Below are 17,003 nucleotides of genomic sequence, written 5' to 3' on the forward strand. Positions count from 1 at the left end.
GCACAACGCAAAGGGGCCCCGCACCGAGGTGCGGGGCCCCTTTCGCATCAGAACCTCAGTCCTCCGCGGGGATGTCCCACGTGACCGGCAGCTCCCACAGGCCGTAGATCACGGCGCCTTCCTTGCGCGGGATCTCCAGGAACGGCTTGGCCAGCCGCAGCGACGGGATCCGCTGGAACAGCGTCGACCACACCAGCTGCATCTCCAGGCGCGCCAGGTCGGCACCGATGCAGTGGTGCAGGCCGTGGCCGAACCCGAGGTGCTTGCGGGTGCCGCGCTCCAGGATCAGCTTCTCCGGCTCCGGGAAGATCTCCGGGTCGCGGTTGCCGTTGAGGCCCAGGCACAGGATGCCGTCGCCGGCCTTGATGGTCTTGCCGCCGATCTCGATGTCCTCCAGCGCGACGCGCGGGATGGCGGTGTCACCGATGGTCGCGAGGCGCACCAGCTCCTCGACGGCCGGTTCGATCATGCCCTCCGGGTCGTCCAGCAGCAGCTTGAGCTGGTCCGGGTTCTCCAGCAGCGCGGCGGTGCCCAGCGACAGCATCGAGGCGGTGGTCTCGTGGCCGCCGTTCATCAGCAGGCGGATCATGTTGAACAGGTCGCGGCGCGTGTACTCCTCGCCGGACGCGGCGTACTCGGCCATCGCACGGCTGAGCAGGTCCTCGCCGGGCTCCTTCTCCTTCAACGTGATCAGCTTGTCGACGTAGGCGTTCACCTCGACGATCGCGGCCTGACGCTGTTCTGGCGTCGAGTGGCCGCCGAGCAGACAGGTGCCGTGCTCGATGAAGAAGTCGTGCTCGTCCTGCGGGATGCCGAGCAGCTCGCAGATGACCGTCATCGGCACGGCGAGCGAGAACTCGCGGTGGAAGTCGATCGGCGGCGTCATGTTCAGGATCTTGTCGATGTACTCGTCGACGATCTCCTGGATGCGCGGGCGCAGCCGCTTCACCTGGCGGTTGGTGAACGTCACGGCCGCCTTGCGCCGGGTCTTGGTGTGCTCCGGGTTGTCGTAGCCGATGAACGACGTCTCGGTGCGGAACTCCGGCGGCGCGATGAAGTAGAACGGGAAGTTGTCGTGCTTGCGCGACGCGCTGATCCGCGGGTCCGTCAGGAGCTGCTTGATGGTGTGGTAGCCGCTGATCGTCCAGATCCGCAGCCCGGAACCGGTCAGCGTCACCTCGACGACGTCTTCCTCGGCCATCTCGGTGTACTGCGCGGGCGGGGTGAACGGGCATGTGCGCTTGTACGGGAACGTGTCCACACCTGGCTCGGTGGCGCTGCTGGTCATCTGGGTCTTCCTCCTAGTCGAAAAGTTGGCTCACGCCAGATCAGCGCCGCCATCGAGCGTGATGACTTGACCGGTGACCCACGAGCTCGCGGGCTCGGCGAAGCGGGTGATCCACGGAACGACGTCGTCGACCTCGCCGGTGCGCCCCAGAGGCGTCTGCGAGGCCTGGAAGCCGAAGTAGCCCTCGACCTCCTCGGGGCTCAAACCGTTGGCCGAGTAGACCTCCGTGCGCACCGCGGCGGGCGCGACCGCGTTGACACGGATGCCCTGCGGGGCCAGTTCGAGGGCCCAGCTGCGCACCAGGCTGTCCACGGCGGCCTTGCTGGCGCCGTACACGCCACCGCCCGGCACCGCGATGTGCCCGGCGTTGCTGGAGACGAACACGATGCTGCCGCCAGGTGAAGTCAGCTGCGGCAACAGCTTGGCGGTCAGCACCAGCGGGCCGACCAGGTTGGTGTCCAGCACGTCCCGCGCGGTGGCGAGGTCGAACCCCGCGACCGGCGTGAAGCGGAAGATGCCGGCGTTGTGGACGAGCACGTCCACCTTGCCGCCGCCCATTTTCACGGCGTCGGCGACCTTCTGCGCGCCTTCGTCCGTCGTCACGTCCGCGACGACGGCGGTGATCGCGGGGTGCAGGGCGACGACCTCGGTGAGCCGGTTCTCCCGGCGGCCGGTGATGATCACGTTCGCGGCGCCGAGGTCGGCGAACGCCAGCGCCGCCGCGCGGCCGATGCCGGTTCCCCCACCCGTCACGACGACCTGCTGTCCGGCAAATGGTGCGTCCGACATGACGCCTCCAGCTTCTTTCCACTCGGTAGGGCAGTCGACGTCAACCCTGCTCGGTGACCCTTGAGTCCAGGTCTAGCTGGGGCGGAAACCCTGGGGAGCATGGGAACTCTTGCGGTGGGCAGGTGGCGCGCCCGAGTCGGCAGACCCGGTGGCCACACGGAGAGCGAGTTCGAGTTCGCGCGCGACGGCACAGCGATGCTGGTCGTGGGCGGAAAGGGAGCCGGGACGTGGACCCAGACGGGGCCTGACACGTTCAGCTACCGGATCAACGAGGAGTTGACCGAGGCACCAGGAACGATCGAGATCGCCCAGGACGCCGTGCTGCGCGGTGACGAGTTCGTCAGCAACGGCAACGCGGTGGTGCGCCTGGCGAACGGCACCACGGCAAGGGAAGCCGCGATCCAGATCACGGCACAAAGGCTGGGCTAGCACCTCGAAGGGGGCGCCGATCAATCAAGGCGCCCCCTTCTCACCAACGCGCGTCAGGAGACCTTGACCGTCACGTTGCCGGTGTACTTGCCCGCCAACAACGACAGCAACGCCTGCGGCGCGGTCCTGACCCCACCCTCGTCGACGATGGTGTGCGGGAAGACGAACCTGCCCTCCTGCAACCACTGTCCGAAGTGGACGACCCAGTCCTGGATCTGCTCCGGCAGGTGGTAGCAGGCGAACGGGCGGATCTCCAGGTGCTTGGTGATCGCCGTCATCAGGTCGATCCGCGGGTGCTCGGCGCCGTCGTTCTGGTTGGACAGCTCGCCGCACAGCGCGAACCGGGCGTGCGGACGTGCCGCCTGGATCGCGGCCTCGAACTGCTCACCGCCGACGTTGTCGAAGAACACGCTGATGCCGTCCGGCGCCAGCTCGCGCAGCCGGTCGCTCACCGGGCCGTCCTTGTAGTTGAACGCGGCGTCGAAGCCGAGCTCGTTCACCAGCCAGTCGACCTTCTCCTGGCTGCCGGCCGAACCGATCACCTTGGCGCCACGGGCCTTCGCGATCTGCCCGGCCAGCGACCCGACACCACCGGCGGCACCGGTGACGAACACGACGTCGCCCTCGCCGGCCTGCGCGATGGTCGCCATGCCGTAGTAGGCCGTCGGCCCCTGCGACAGGAAGTAGACCGGCGAAGGCACGTAGTGCGGGTTCTGCTTGATGAACTGCTGCGCGGGTCCGACCCAGTACTCCTGCCACGGGCCGAACGACTGCACGAGGTCGCCGACCTCCAGGTCGGGGCTGTTCGACTTCACGACGGTGCCGACACCACCGCCACCCGCGGGGTCGCCGACCTTCCACGGCGGCACGCCGGGAATCTGGCAGTCGGACCTCATGAACTCCTTGAAGGCGGCGGCCACCGACACGTAGTCGACGCGCACCAACACCTCACCGTCACCGGGCTCGGGGACGGCCACCTCGACGACGTCGAAGTGCTCGAGGGTCAGGTCGTCCTCGACGTGCTTGGCGAGCCTGACCTCCCACTGCTTCTCGGGGATGCTCATGGCTCTCCTTTATCTATCCCCAGGTGACGGGGAGGCTGACGAGTGAGTGGTTGATTTCGCCCTGGTGCCACTGCAGGTCCTCGTAGGGCACCGCGAGCCGGAGGTCCGGGAAACGGCGGGTCAGACCTTCGATGGCGATCGCCATCTCCATGCGCCCCAGCTGCTTGCCGAGGCAGTAGTGCACGCCGTGCCCGAACGCGATGTGCGGGTTCGAGGCGCGGTCGATGTCGAGCTGCTGAGGATTGTCGAAGATGTCCTCGTCGCGGTTCGCCGACGACAGCACGAAGAACACCGCGTCGCCCTTGGCGATCTTCTGCCCGCCGAGCTCCAGGTCCTCTGACGCGATGCGGTGGAAACCCGTGGTGTCGGTGGCGAAGAGGTTGACGTGCCTCAGGAGTTCCTCGACGGCCGCGGGGATCAGCGACGGGTCGGCGACGAGCCGCCGCCACGTGTCCGGGTGGTCGTGCAGCAACGCGAGCACGGAGTTGGAGATCTGGTTCGCGGCGGTGTCGAAGCCGGCGCCGATGAGGGTGAACGCGAACGTCACCAGCTCCTGCTCGCTCAGCTTGTCGTCGTTGTCCCGCGCGGAGATCAGGTCGGACAGCATGTCCTGGCCGGGCTTCTCGCGCTTCTGCGCGATCAGGCCCATGACGTACCCGGCGAGCCTGCCGAACGCCCGCATCGGCGCCTCGGGGTCGTTCTCGTCGAACGTCGCGAACGCCCGCGCGTCCGTCTCGAAGATCTTCAGGTCCTCGGTCGGCACGCCGAGCAGGTCACCGATGATCGTGAGCGGCAGCGGAACACACAGCGCCTCGACGAGGTTGACCGGCGCACCCTTGAGCTCGATCGCGTCGAGCAGCTCGTCGGCCACCTTCTGCACGCCCGCGCGCATCGCCTCGACCTTGCGGACGGTGAACGCGCCCATCACCAGCTTGCGCAGCCGGGAGTGCTCGGACCCGTCCAGCGAGATGATCATCTCGGGGGTGGTGGTCATGGCGCCGCCGACCTGGGGAGCACCTTCGACGCACGTCAACGCGCGGCTCAGCCTGGAGTCGGCGAGCCCGGCGCGGACGTCCTCGTACTTGGTGATCACCCAGGTCGGCGTGCCGGAGTTGGTGGGTACCTTGGCAACGGGGCACTCGGCCCGCAGCTTGTCGTACTTGGGGTCCGGGCCGCGGTAGGAGGAACCGCTGAACGGGAACTCCTCGTCCAGTTCAAGGGGCAGCACGGGAACACCTCCGGGGTGGTTACTTCGGCCTGGCCTCGCGCCGAACCTTGCTACGCGCACCTCGAAGGCGGCTCGAAACCTGAATGTCGACCGGGATTTGAGCCCCCGTACCTATCTTCGCGCCATGGACACTGCACTCGTGCCGTTCCGGGTCGAGGTTCCCGACTCCGAACTGGCGGACCTCACACGACGGCTGGCAGCGACCAGGTGGCCGGACGCGGAGACCGTGGACGACTGGTCGCAGGGCATGCCCCTGGCCTATGCCAAGGACCTGGCCGAGTACTGGGGAGGCGTCTACGACTGGCGCGCCACGGAAGCGAAGCTGAACGCCATCCCCCAGTTCAAGACGGAGATCGACGGCGTCGGGATCCACTTCCTGCACGCGCGTTCCCCGCACCCGCAGGCGAAGCCGTTGCTGCTCACGCACGGCTGGCCGGGTTCGGTCGCGGAGTTCCTCGACGTCATCGAGCCGCTGACCAACCCGCCGGACCCGGCCGACGCCTTCCACGTCGTCGCGCCCTCGTTGCCCGGCTACGGTTTCAGCGACAAGCCGACCGGAACCGGCTGGACGCTGGAACGCATCGCCGCGTCGTTCGTCACGCTGATGGGCCGTGTCGGCTACGACAGGTTCTACGCGCACGGCAACGACTGGGGCTCGTTCATCACGGGCATCCTCGGCCACATCGCGCCGGACCACGTCGAGGCCATCCACCTCGTCATGCCGTTCGCTCCGGCCCCCGAGGCGGAAGTCCAGCTGACACAAGAGGACTACAAAGGTCTCGGCGCGCTCAAGGAGTTCGCCGCCAAGGAGTCCGCGTACGCGGCGGTGATGAACACCAAGCCGCAGTCACTGGCGTACGGGTTGACCGACTCCCCCATCGGCCAGCTGGGCTGGGCCGGTGAGAAGTACTGGTCGTGGAGCGACCACGACGGGGACGCGGAGAAGATCATCTCGCGCGACCGGATCCTCGACATGGTCTCGGTGTGCTGGTTCACCGCCACGGCCGCGTCGTCGGGCCGGTTGTACTGGGAGAGCTACAACAAGTCCCCGCTCACTCAAGTCGGCGTGCCGACCGGGTTCTCGGTGTTCCCCGCCGACGCGCGGATGCCCAAGGCGTGGGCCGAGCACCGGTTCACCGACCTGCGCTACTGGCGGGAAATGCCGTCCGGCGGCCACTTCCCCGCGCTGGAGAACCCGGCCGTGCTCGTCGAGGAGCTGCGGACGTTCTTCCGCCTGGTGCGCTCATGACGGCCACGCTCAGCAAGCCGGGGACGAAACTCGGCCTGGTGCTGGCCGTCTGCTGCCTGGCGCAGTTCATGAACGTGCTGGACGCGTCGGTCATGAACGTCGCCCTGCCCTCGATCTTCGAGGACCTCAGGTTCGAACGGCACGACCTGCAGTGGGTCAACAGCGCGTACACGATCGCGGTGTGCGGCTTCCTGCTGCTGGGCGGCCGGCTCGCCGACCTGTTCGGGCAGCGCCGGGTGTTCTTCTTCGGCGCGGCCCTGTTCACGGTCGCGAGCGCGGTCGGTGGCATGGCGACCTCGCCCGGCACCCTGATCGCGGCCCGCGGGTTCCAGGGCCTGGGCGCGGCCGTGATGGCACCGGCGTCGCTCACGGTCCTCGGCACCACGTTCCGCGATCCCACCGCCCGCGCGAAGGCTTTCGGCTGGTGGAGCGCGGTGTCCGGCACGGGCGGGGCGGTCGGCGTGCTGCTCGGCGGCATCGTCACCGAGTCGCTCGGCTGGCGCTGGGTGCTGCTGATCAACGTCCCGCTCGGCATCGCGCTGGTGGCCATGATCCGCGGCGCCGTGCCCGAGACACCGAGCAACGGCGGCCGCAAGGCACTCGACGTCCCCGGCGCGTTCACCGTGACGATCGGCCTGATGGCGCTGGTCTACGGCATCGCGCAGTCGCACGAGCTCGGCTGGGGTTCCTGGCAGGTCGCCGGATCGCTCGCGCTGGCGGTGGTCCTGTTCGCGTTCTTCCTGCGCCAGCAGACGGTGTCGAGCCACCCGCTGATGCCGCTCGGCATCTTCCGCAACCGCGCGGTGACCGCGGCGAACATCGTGGCGTTCTTCGCGATCGCCGCTCTGTTCAGCACCTTCTACTTCCTGACGCTGGTGCTGCAACAGGTGATGGGCTTCAGCCCGTTGCAGACCGGCCTCGGCTACCTGCCGTTGTCGATCGGCATCGCGCTCGGCGGCTTCGGCGTCGCGCGGATCGTGCCGAAGATCGGTCCGCGGCCGGTGCTGATCGCCGGTCTGCTCACGGCGACCGTCGGGTTGTCGTGGGTGTCCACAGCGGACGAGTCGTCGACGTTCCTGGGCTCGATCCTGGTGCCGACCACGTTGCTGGGCCTGGGAATGGGCGCCGTTCTCAACGCGACCACGAACGCCGCGACGTCCGGTGTGCCGCGCGAGCAGGCGGGTCTCGCGTCCGGTCTGCTCAACACGATCCGCCAGATGGGCAGCGCGATCGGCCTGGTCGTGCTCGCGACGATGTCGTCGGCTCGCGCGGATTCCCTGCTGGCCCAGGGTGAACCGTTGCAGCACTCGCTCGGTTCCGGTTTCGGGCTGGCGTTGTTCGGCGCGGGTGTCTTCACCTTCTGCGGTGCGCTGGCCGCGATCGCCGTGCCCCGCAAGAAGTAGTCCGCACAGCAAAGGGCCCCCGGTTGATCCGGGGGCCCTTCGAGTTTCAGAAACCTTTGCCGTGCAGGTCGACCGGCAGCGCGACGAGCCGGTGGTTCATGTCGGCCTTCTGCCACTCCAGTTCTTCCTCCGCGACGGCGAGGCGGGCGGCCGGGAAGCGCCGGGTCAGTTCCTCGAACGCGGTGGTCAGCTCGATGCGCGCGAGCGGGGCGCCGAGGCAGCGGTGGATCCCGTACCCGAACGCGAGGTGCGCGTTGTCGGTCCGCGTGAAGTCGAGCGTGTCGGGGTCGGTGAACAGCGTCTCGTCGCGGTTCGCCGAGTTGGTCGACACGAACACCGCGTCGCCCTGGGGAATCGTCACGCCGAACAACGTCACGTCCTCGGTGGCGATCCGCGGCAGACCGGTCGTGTCGTTGGTGGACAACGTGATCCAGCGCAGCAGCTCCTCGACCGCCGCCGGCACCTCCTCCGGCCGCTCCCCCAGCCGAACCCACACGTCGCGGTGGTGTCCCAGCAACGTCAGGACCGAACTGGCCAGGTGACAGGCCGTGGAGTCGCCACCGGCGCCGAGCAACGTGTATCCGAGGCCGATGAGTTCGCCGACCTCCAGCCTGTCGTCGCCGATCCGCGCCTCGGTCAGCGCCGACAGCACGTCGTCGCCGGGCGCGGCCGTCTTCCCGAACACCAGCGCGGCCATGAACTCGCCGAGCTGCTCGCCCGCCGCGGCCGCCAGTTCCGGCGCGTCGACGGCGGCGAACTCCCGGATCAGTCGTGCGAACGTGTCGCGGTCGTCGGCGGGCACACCCAACAGGTCGCTGATCGCGATGATGGCCAGGGGGAACGTGAACTTGCCGAGCAGGTCGACCGGCCCCTCAAGAGCGTCGGCGTCCGCCTGGTCCAGCAACTCTGTCACCAGCCGCTGGATTCTCGGTCGCATGGACTCGATCCGGTCGACCGAGAACGCCTGCGACACGAGGTCGCGCAGTCTCGTGTGCGCCGGCGGGTCCAGCGAGATGATCATCCCGGGCGGCGCCTGGAACAACCCGGGAAAGGTCGGTGCCGATGGTTCATAGGACGCCGCACGGGAAAACCGCACGTCGTCGAGCACCACGCGGACCGAGTCCTGCGTGGTCGCGATCCAGCAGTGACCGCCGCCGGTCGCGGGCAGGCGCACGACAGGACTCGACGCGCGGAACCCGGCGAACTCCGGCGCCGGACCGCGGTGACTGGATCCGGGAACGGGAAAGGAAACCACCGTGCGCTCCTCGCAGCTCTGGACAGTGTTTTCGCAGGTTAGGAGCCCTGACCTGAAGCACGGTCCAGCGCCGTTCGAGTGACCGGGTGAACGCTGTGCGTGATCAGCCATCCAGGCGAACCACCCAATTCGGGAGATCCACATGACCATCCTCGTCACCGGGGCGCGCGGCAACGTCGGCCGTCGCGTGCTCCAGCGGCTTTACGCGGCGGGTCACAGCCTCCGCGCGTCCGGCCGCAATCCCGCGGAACTCGACGTGCCCGAGGGCGTGGAAACAGTCGCGCTCGACCTCAACGACCCGGAGACGTTCGTCGCGGCCCTCGCCGGTGTCTCCAAGGTGCTGCTCTACGCCGAGCCCGACGGCATCGTGAAGTTTCTCGACGAGGCCGAGAAGGCCGGCGTCGAGCAGATCGTGCTGCTGTCGTCGAACACCGTGGGCCTGCCGGGCGCCGACCAGGACCCGTTGGCACACCACCACTTGCTCGTCGAGGAGGCCGTGGTCACGTCCGGCCTGAACTACACCATCCTGCGGCCCGGCGCTTTCATGAGCAACGCGTTCGGCTGGAGCTACTCGCTGCAGGCGGGCGACACCATCGACCAGGTCTTCCCCGAGGCCCAGGTGGCCCCGGTGCACGAAGATGACATCGCTGACGTGGCGGTCATCGCGCTCACCGAGAAGAAGCTCCAGGACGAGATCGTCGACCTCACCGGCCCGGAGTCGCTGACGTTCCGCCAGGAACTGGAGATCGTCGGTGACGTGCTCGGCCGCGAGCTCGTGATCAACGGCCTGACCCGCGAGGAGGGGGAGGCGCAGATGAGCAACTTCGTGCCGCCGCCCGTCCTCACCTCACTGCTCAACCAGTGGGAGGCCGCGGTCGGCGTCGTCGCGGACACCAGTGCCACGGCCGAACGGATCACCGGCAAGCCGGCCCGCACGTTCCGCCAGTGGGTCGAAGAGCACGCCTCGTTCCTGGTGTGACCGCCCCACGGGCCGGAGCCGGGATGAGGGCGGCGGACCCGTCCCGGCTACGTCCGTGCGCGGGTCCTACACGCGAGCCATCGTGAACGTGATGTTCGAGGTGCCCAGGTTCGTGCCGTCCGCGAGGAAGAACGTGGACGGGCCGGAGCTGGTGAAGTTGTCCGGTCCACTTTGGACGGCGTCCTGGTCGAAGTCGACGTAGGCGAAGTAGGCTCCGTTCTCGTCGTAGACCTTCTCGCCGCGGAACTTGTAGTGGAACTTGTTCACGCCGGTCGACCACCAGGTGCCCTGGGTGGTCGTGTTCTGCTCGTTGGTGACGAACACCTTGCCGTTGGCCTTGAACTGCAGCTGGGTCGGGTGGTCGCCGTCCGTGCGGGTCACGTACCCGGTCCAGGTGCCCACCGGTGTGCAGGTCGCGTTCGCCGCGGTCGCCATACCCGTTAAAGCGAGCAGCACCACGGCTGTGACCGCTGCTGTGCGCGCGAAGACGGTCGAACGTTTCGGAGTGAACGTCTGCATCTGTGTGGCTCCCAGTCCCGGTTGCGTGCGACGGACGCGCGCAACCGTGGACGACTCGCCTCGGCCCAAACTCCAGAACGGCTCGAACACGCGGTTTTCCGCTGCGGCCCAAGCTCATCTCAACCCGGGTAACGCAAAGTTTTCGTTACTCAAGGGCTGACAGGGAGGACACCGTGGCCGAACGGGAGACAGAGCTCTGCGAGCTGTTCGGGGAGGTGCTCGGGGTACCGGGGATCGAACCGGAGGACCACTTCTTCGACCTGGGAGGACATTCGCTGCTGGCGTCGAAGCTGGTCAAGCAGGTCCACGAGCGGTACGGCGTCCGCGTCCCGTTGCGCAGCTTCTACGAGGACCCGACGGCGCGCGCCGTCGCCAAGCAGCTGGACCAGGCAGCCTAGGAGTTCGAGATGCGATGGAATGACCTGTACATCGCCGGTGTGGGCACATATCTGCCCGAGCAGGTCGAGACGGTGGACGACGCCATCGCGGCCGGCCGGTACACAGAAGAGAAGAAGGCCATGAACGGCTACCGGGAGCTGCGGGTCGCGGCCCCTGGTGAGACCGGTCCCGTGATGGCCGCCAGAGCCGGTGTCGAGGCCGTGGAACGCTCGGGGCTCAGTCCGCTGGACTTCGGCCTGACCGTGCACGCCTCCCTGTCCCACCAGGGACTCGACCTGTGGACGCCCGCGAGCTACGTGCAGGCCAACACGGTCGGTGGCAGCGGACCGGCGTTCGAGGTCAAGCAGGGCTGCAACGGCTTCATGGCCGCGGTGGCCCTGGCTGCCTCCTACCTCTCTTCGCACAAGGACCTGCCGGCCGCGCTCGTGACCGCGGGCGACGCCTTCCACCTGCCCTACTTCGACCGGTGGGCCTCGGAGGAGCAGAACGTCAACGGCGACGGCGCGGGGGCGCTCGTCCTGTCGAACCGTTCCGGCTTCGCCCGAATCCGCTCCATCCACTCGCACGCCGACTCGACGCTCGAGCAGATGTCGCGCGGCTACGCGCAGTGGACGACCGGCCCGTTCGCGGACGGCAAGACCCTGCAGCTCAACAGCGGCGTGGAGGACTTCCTCCAGAACGCCGACGTCGACCTCGACGACATGATCGCGCGCATCGGCGGCGGAGTGCGGCACTCGCTCAAGATGGCGTTGTACGAGGCGGAGATCGAGCTCGCCGACGCCCGTTTCTTCCTGCACCAGCAGCTCGCGGAGACCATTGTCACGCACGGCATCTGCGGACTGCTGGGCGTCGACCGCACCTCCACCACGTACGACTGGGCCAAGCAGTACAGCATGGTCGGCACCGCGGACATCGCAGTGGGACTCGACCACGTGCTGGCCGAGCGCGACCCGCGGCCCGGTGACCTGATCGTCCTGCAGTCGTCCGGCGCGGGGTACGTGTGGACCGCGGCCGTGCTGGAGATCCTCGAAGTTCCCTCCTGGGTCTAGAGAACGTGAAGAAGTGGGCGGGCTCTCCCTGCGAGCCCGCCCTTTCGCCTGCCTCAGATGTAGAGCGACTTCGAGTTCCAGTCGGGTTCCGGAAGAGCCTTGCGGTCGGTCTTGCCGTTGCTCGTGATCGGCAGCTCGTCCACCACGACGAACCCGGCCGGCACCATGTGTTCGGGCATGGTCGCGCGCAAGCCGGCCCTCAGCGCCCGCTTGTCCAGCTCTTCACCGGACTTCACCACCCACGCGATCAGCCTTCGGTCACCGCTGGGGTGCGTGCGGACGCCCACCGCCGCGGCGCGCACCTGCGCGTGTTCGGTGAGTGCGTTCTCCACCTCGCCCGGCTCGATCCGGAACCCGCGCAGCTTGAACTGGTCGTCCATCCGGCCGAGGAACTCCACGACGCCGTCCGGACGTTTGCGGGCCTGGTCGCCGGTGCGGTAGTAGCGCACGCCGTTCCAGCTGCCGCGCACGAACTTCTCGTCGGTGAGCTCCGGCCGCATCCAGTAGCCGCGTCCCACCTGGGCGCCGCCGGCCCACAGCTCGCCGGGGATGCCGTCCTCGACCGGCGTCCCGTCGTCGCCGACGACGACCACCTCGGTGTTCTGCAGCTGGGTGCCGATCGGGAGGGTGCCACCGAGCTCCTCGTCCGCGCCGACGCGGTGGCACGTGACGAACGTGGTCGCCTCGGTCGGGCCGTAACAGTTGATGATCTGCACGCCGGGAAGCGCCTCACGCAGTCGCCGGACGTGCGGCACCGACAGGACGTCGCCACCGGACATGACCGTGTGCAGGCCTTTGAACGCGTAGACGTCGACGTCGATCTGCCGGTGGAACAAGGCGGCCGTGAGGAACAGGATGCTGATCTCGTTGGCCCGCAGGAGATCGCCGAGTTCCTCCGCCTGCACCACACCGGGTGGCGCGAGGACGAGCCGGGCCCCGTTGAGCAGGGCGCCCCAGATCTCGAACGTGGCCGCGTCGAACGCCACCGTGGCGAGCTGGAGGAACCGGTCCTGCTCGGTGATGTCCATGTAGTTCGGGGCGCTGACCAGGTTCACGATGTTGCGGTGCTCCACCATCGCCGCCTTCGGCCTGCCCGTGGAGCCCGACGTGAACATCAGGTAGGCGACGTCCTCCGGGGCGACGGCGGGCAGCTCGTCCACAGTGGACCTGGAGCCCCGCGGCGGCACCTTGACCGTGGTGAAGCCGGCGAAGAACCGGCCCACCACCAGGGAAACCTGGGCGTCCGAGAGCACCATCGAGACCCGTGACTCGGGGTCCTCCGGATCGAGCGGCACGTACGCCGCGCCGGCCTTGAGCACCCCCAGCAGTGCCACGACGAGCTGCGGCGACCGTTCCAGGCACACCGCCACCCGGTCGCCGGGCCGCACCCCGGACTCGACGAGCTCACCGGCCAGGGCGTCCGACCACCTGTCCAGCTCGGCATAGCTCAGGGACCCCTGTTCCGCGGACAGCGCCACCGCGTCGGGCGTCCTGGCCGCCCGGCAGCGGAACGCGTCGGTCACCGATGTGGACATGCCCAGCTCCTCTCGCTTTCCCCCATCCTGCGCACCCCACCTCGACTCCCCCTCGGGTCACAACTGGCGCTACAGGGGTGTTTGAGCTGCCCGAACGACACTCAGCGCGTCCGCTGCCCCACCTCATCGGAGGCGCATCCCATGAACGTCCGCAAGAAGGCTCTGGCCGCCGTGGCCGCCTGTGTGCTGGCAGTCCCCGTCGTCGCCGCCGCTGGTGCCAACGCGAAGCCCAGCTACGAGAACGCGCTCGTCGGCCGCTGGGACCTCACCGTCACCATCCACATCGAGGAACCGCCGCTGCTCACGCCGCTGTTCTGCGACTTCACCGCCGACTACCAGCTGCACTGCGAGACCAAGCCCGGCTACCCGGACCAGCTGGAGGGCCGGGGAGTCTGGACCGCGCAGAAGGACGGCCAGTTCAGCTTCTGGATCACGCACCACGCCCACCGCGACGAGAACGGCAACCCGGTCGGTTCGATCAACGCGAGCCACCTGGGCAAGATCAGCGCGAACAAGAAGAAGTTCACCACCAAGGCGCACACCTACATCAACCTCAACGACGGCACCCCGTGGCAGGGACCGGTCAACGTCGAGGGTGACGCCAAGCGCATCTGAAGCTCTTGTGCGAGAAGGCCCCTCACCGGCGGTGAGGGGCCTTCTCGTGTATCGGGCGCTGAAATGCCCTGAGGCCCCAGGCGGATCGCCTGGGGCCTCAGGATTCCAACGGGAGAGAACTACGCCTTGGCGGTCTCCTCAGAGCCCTCTTCGGCGCCTTCCTCGGCCGGTGCGCCCCACTCCTCCTGCTTCAGCCAGCGAGGCAGGAAGGAGGCCAGCAGCAGCGCCAGTGCGGCGAAGCCGAAGCCCACGTACAGGGTGGTGCGGAACGCGTCCGTGAAGGACTGCCCCGCGGCCTGCTGCGAGTACTTGTCGGCGATCGCCTTGGCCTGCGGGTCGGCCTGGACCGCGGCACACGCCGAAGCCTCCGGAGTACCGGAGAACGTGGTGGCGGCACAGGTCTGGAAGGCACCCGCGAGTTCGGTGGCCTTGGCGTCGGCGACACCGGCGGTCACGAGCTCCTGGCGGACCTGCGGGGCCAGCGACTCCGCGTTGGTGGCGCCGTGGGAGGCCAGCGGCGCGAAGAACGCCAGCGTCACGACCGAAATGCCGACCGCGAAACCGAGCTGCTGCTTGGTGTTGATCAGGCCGGATGCCGCACCCGCGTCCTCGTGCGGCACCTCCTGCAGGGCGAACAGCGCGATCGGCGTCGCGGTCATACCGAAACCGAGACCGATCAGCAGCAGTCCGGGCACGAGGCCCCAGCTGGTGATGTCGGGGCTGACGGAGAACAGCAGCACCGCGACACCGACGGCGATCACGACGGCGCCGACCTGAAGGACGGCGCGACCGAACTTCGGCACCAGCGCGATGACCGAGGCCGACGCGGTGATGAAGGCGCCGATGCAGAACGCCAGCAGCGTGACACCGGTCCGCAGCGGCGAGAAGCCCAGACCCTCCTGCAGGTACAGGTACAGGGCCAGCATGAACATGCCGGTGAACGAGAACATGCCCAGCATCAGCGCGAGGGCCGCGGAGAAGCTGCGGGACTTGAACAGGCTCAGCGGAACCAGCGGCATGCCGTCCTTGCGCTGCTTGGCGCGCTCGTAGGCGACGAAGCCGATGAAGCCCACGACGGACGCGGCCATCAGCACGAAGCCCCACGCCGGCCAGTCCATCTCACGGCCGAAGGTCAGCGGGAACAGCAGGGCCGTGAGGCTCAGCGTCGCGATGACGACACCGACCAGGTCGAGCCTGATGCGGCTCGGCGCCTTCGACTCGTTGATGTACTTCCAGCCGAGGACGTAGCCGATGATGCCGATCGGGACGTTGACCAGGAAGATCGAGCGCCATCCGAAGTCGAAGATGTTCGCGGCGACGAGCACGCCACCGACGAGCGGCGCGATCGTGGCGGCGAGACCGCCGATGGTGCCCTGGATGGCGAAGACCGCGCCCTTCTCCTTGTCGGGGAAGGTGACGTGGATGATCGACATGACCTGCGGGACCATCAGGCCGGCCGCGAGCCCCTGGGCCAGACGGGAGATCACGAGCATCTCGGGGTTGACCGCGATGCCGCACAGGAACGACGTGAGCACGAAGCCGAGCACGCCGAGCTGGAACATGCGGCGACGGCCGTAGATGTCGCCGAGACGCCCACCGGTGATCAGTGTGAGCGCGAACGCGAACACGTAACCGGCGGTGATCCACTGCAGCTGCACGAAGCTCGCGCCCATGCCGTGCTGGATCGCGGGAAGCGCGACGTTGACGATGCTGCCGTCCAGCATGTCCATGAACGTCGCGACCGTCATGATGATGAACGCGATCCAGCGGCGCGGGTCTGCCGCCGAAGGCGCGTCAACGACCTCAGCCGCCTGCGCAGCGGCAGTCGCCGGTGGCGACTCCAGGTCGGGATTGGTATTGGTGGAGGTCACGATTTCTCCTCAAGTGACTTGTTTCGCTGCGCACGACAGGCGATGGGTCTGGACTCGTCGATGGCTGAAAGCCGGTCGAGTTGAACGAGGTCCCACCTCCTGCCTGAAAAACGACTGCCGGTCGATGACCTTCAGGGTGATCCCCTCCGCTTGAGTCCCGGTCAGGTCGCGGCGGAGCGTTTCGCGCGCACGCCGAAGGCCCTGGTGCCGGGGAGGTGGGCACCAGGGCCTTCTCGAGCCCGGGGTCAGCCGTAAAGCGACGCCGGATAGGTGCGCACGGACGCGGTCTCGTACCGCAGGGCGACGTGGCTGGAGCAGCTCACCACGTCACGCCAGAACCGTTGCAGCGCACCGCCTTCCGCGAGTCCGCTGGTGCCGGCGGCCCGCACCAGGCCACCGACCGCGTCGACCAGGACCTCGGCCGCGTAGGCGACGTTGCGCTCGTTGCGCGCCATCGCGGCAGGGGTGAACTCGCGGTCGTCGAGCACCCTGGCGTTCTGCTCCACGAGCAGTCTCGCCGACTCGACCTGGCCCGACGCGCGGACCAGGTCGACCGCGGACGTCACGGCCTGCTTCTTCCCCGACAGCACCGCAACGCACGCGTCGAGCGCTCCCATCGCCGCACCGACGGCCGGAGCGGCGAACGTGAGGCCGCCGACCGCCTGGAACGGGACGTTGTGGCTCGGCACCGGCGACCAGCTGGTGCCGGTGAGGAGATCCGCCCGGTCGAGTGAGAGGTGAGCGGGCACGAACACGTCGTCCACCACGACCGCATGGCTGCTGGTGGCCTTCATGCCGACGCTGTCCCACGTCTCGAGGACGGTGAAGTCCTTGCGCGGCAGCGCGAAGAAGCGACCTTCCTCGCCGACCATGCCGCACAGCAAAGCCCAGTCGGCGAAGTCCACGCCGCTGACGTAGGTCCACCGGCCGCTGAGCCGGTGGCCGCCGTCGACGATGGTGCCCTTGCCCATGGGTGGCTGGCCGGTCACGATGAACGTGTCCGGGCCGGACGCCCAGATCTCGTCATGACCCTTCTCGGGCAACAGCCCCGCGAACCGGGACGAGTACGCGGACAGCGACGCGCACCACGCCGCGGCCGAGCAGCCCTGTCCGACGGTGAGGACCGCCTGGGTCAGTTCTTCGAAAGTGCCCTGCGAGCCACCGCGTTCGGCTGCGACGAAGTGCCGCGCGAACCCGGCCTCGCGCAGTGCCTCCACGACCTCGGGAGCCAGTTTGCGGGTGGCGTCGGCGTCAGCCGCGTGCTCCGCGGCGATCAGCCTGACCTTTTCCGCGAGCGCGACGAGCCCGGTGTTCTGAGCAGTCACCTCGTC

Annotated in this window: 16 protein-coding genes; 7 read left to right on the forward strand and 9 right to left on the reverse strand. The window is 68.2% G+C overall.

The window, feature by feature from the left end; all coding sequences use genetic code 11:
• Window positions 1–55 precede the first annotated feature (55 nt).
• Window positions 56–1,288 carry a cytochrome P450 gene (locus tag ACIRG5_RS43550; protein WP_401039557.1) on the reverse strand — a complete coding sequence of 411 codons (1,233 nt, stop codon included), beginning with the start codon at window positions 1,286–1,288 and terminating at the stop codon, window positions 56–58.
• A 30-nt stretch (window positions 1,289–1,318) separates the two neighbouring features.
• Window positions 1,319–2,077, reverse strand: a complete 759-nt coding sequence (locus ACIRG5_RS43555) for an SDR family oxidoreductase (protein ID WP_319978446.1) — start codon at window positions 2,075–2,077, stop codon at window positions 1,319–1,321.
• Window positions 2,078–2,176: 99 nt separating this feature from the next.
• On the opposite strand from ACIRG5_RS43555, the gene ACIRG5_RS43560 reads away from it, so the two are divergent.
• Entirely contained in the window at window positions 2,177–2,506 is a 330-nt protein-coding gene (locus ACIRG5_RS43560; protein WP_319978447.1) for a hypothetical protein, read from the forward strand.
• Between the two features lie 53 nt (window positions 2,507–2,559).
• On the opposite strand, the gene ACIRG5_RS43565 is transcribed toward ACIRG5_RS43560, so the two are convergent.
• Both ACIRG5_RS43565 and ACIRG5_RS43570 read right to left on the reverse strand, forming a co-directional pair.
• The gene (locus ACIRG5_RS43565; RefSeq protein ID WP_402916480.1) at window positions 2,560–3,570 is read right to left on the reverse strand and encodes a zinc-binding dehydrogenase; all 1,011 of its coding nucleotides are present in this window, start codon (window positions 3,568–3,570) and stop codon (window positions 2,560–2,562) included.
• A gap of 13 nt (window positions 3,571–3,583) precedes the next feature.
• Window positions 3,584–4,798, reverse strand: a complete 1,215-nt coding sequence (locus ACIRG5_RS43570) for a cytochrome P450 (protein ID WP_402916482.1) — start codon at window positions 4,796–4,798, stop codon at window positions 3,584–3,586.
• Between the two features lie 124 nt (window positions 4,799–4,922).
• Here ACIRG5_RS43570 and ACIRG5_RS43575 point away from each other — a divergent pair, with 124 nt between their 5' ends.
• Both ACIRG5_RS43575 and ACIRG5_RS43580 read left to right on the forward strand, forming a co-directional pair.
• A complete protein-coding gene (locus ACIRG5_RS43575; protein WP_402916484.1) occupies window positions 4,923–6,047 on the forward strand; it encodes an epoxide hydrolase family protein in 1,125 nt (374 codons plus the stop codon).
• On the forward strand, window positions 6,044–7,450 hold the full coding sequence (locus ACIRG5_RS43580) for an MFS transporter (RefSeq protein ID WP_402916486.1): 1,407 nt from the start codon (window positions 6,044–6,046) through the stop codon (window positions 7,448–7,450). Before ACIRG5_RS43575 ends, ACIRG5_RS43580 begins: the two co-directional genes overlap by 4 nt.
• A 46-nt stretch (window positions 7,451–7,496) precedes the next feature.
• On the opposite strand, the gene ACIRG5_RS43585 is transcribed toward ACIRG5_RS43580, so the two are convergent.
• Complete coding sequence (locus ACIRG5_RS43585) at window positions 7,497–8,705, reverse strand: cytochrome P450 (protein WP_402916488.1); 1,209 nt, start codon at window positions 8,703–8,705, stop codon at window positions 7,497–7,499.
• Between the two features lie 142 nt (window positions 8,706–8,847).
• Here ACIRG5_RS43585 and ACIRG5_RS43590 point away from each other — a divergent pair, with 142 nt between their 5' ends.
• A complete protein-coding gene (locus ACIRG5_RS43590; protein ID WP_402916490.1) occupies window positions 8,848–9,684 on the forward strand; it encodes an NAD(P)H-binding protein in 837 nt (278 codons plus the stop codon).
• A gap of 66 nt (window positions 9,685–9,750) precedes the next feature.
• On the opposite strand, the gene ACIRG5_RS43595 is transcribed toward ACIRG5_RS43590, so the two are convergent.
• Complete coding sequence (locus tag ACIRG5_RS43595) at window positions 9,751–10,203, reverse strand: hypothetical protein (RefSeq protein WP_402916492.1); 453 nt, start codon at window positions 10,201–10,203, stop codon at window positions 9,751–9,753.
• A 173-nt stretch (window positions 10,204–10,376) separates the two neighbouring features.
• Between ACIRG5_RS43595 and ACIRG5_RS43600 the strand changes: the two genes are divergently transcribed.
• A complete protein-coding gene (locus ACIRG5_RS43600; protein WP_093600101.1) occupies window positions 10,377–10,601 on the forward strand; it encodes an acyl carrier protein in 225 nt (74 codons plus the stop codon).
• Window positions 10,602–10,610: 9 nt separating this feature from the next.
• Window positions 10,611–11,651 carry a ketoacyl-ACP synthase III family protein gene (locus ACIRG5_RS43605; protein ID WP_402916494.1) on the forward strand — a complete coding sequence of 347 codons (1,041 nt, stop codon included), beginning with the start codon at window positions 10,611–10,613 and terminating at the stop codon, window positions 11,649–11,651.
• A 53-nt stretch (window positions 11,652–11,704) separates the two neighbouring features.
• Here ACIRG5_RS43605 and ACIRG5_RS43610 read toward each other — a convergent pair whose 3' ends face one another.
• Complete coding sequence (locus ACIRG5_RS43610) at window positions 11,705–13,186, reverse strand: amino acid adenylation domain-containing protein (protein WP_402916496.1); 1,482 nt, start codon at window positions 13,184–13,186, stop codon at window positions 11,705–11,707.
• Window positions 13,187–13,327: 141 nt separating this feature from the next.
• Here ACIRG5_RS43610 and ACIRG5_RS43615 point away from each other — a divergent pair, with 141 nt between their 5' ends.
• Complete coding sequence (locus tag ACIRG5_RS43615; RefSeq protein WP_402916498.1) at window positions 13,328–13,801, forward strand: hypothetical protein; 474 nt, start codon at window positions 13,328–13,330, stop codon at window positions 13,799–13,801.
• Window positions 13,802–13,920: 119 nt separating this feature from the next.
• Here the strand turns inward: ACIRG5_RS43615 and ACIRG5_RS43620 are convergent, their stop codons facing one another.
• Window positions 13,921–15,672: an MFS transporter gene (locus tag ACIRG5_RS43620; RefSeq protein ID WP_402916499.1), complete on the reverse strand. Its 1,752-nt coding sequence runs from the start codon at window positions 15,670–15,672 to the stop codon at window positions 13,921–13,923.
• A gap of 245 nt (window positions 15,673–15,917) precedes the next feature.
• Window positions 15,918–16,997: an acyl-CoA dehydrogenase family protein gene (locus ACIRG5_RS43625; protein ID WP_402916501.1), complete on the reverse strand. Its 1,080-nt coding sequence runs from the start codon at window positions 16,995–16,997 to the stop codon at window positions 15,918–15,920.
• Window positions 16,998–17,003 lie beyond the last annotated feature (6 nt).

Origin of the sequence: Lentzea sp. NPDC102401 (assembly GCF_044765805.1) — a bacterium.
In the GTDB taxonomy this organism is placed as follows: domain Bacteria; phylum Actinomycetota; class Actinomycetes; order Mycobacteriales; family Pseudonocardiaceae; genus Lentzea; species Lentzea sokolovensis.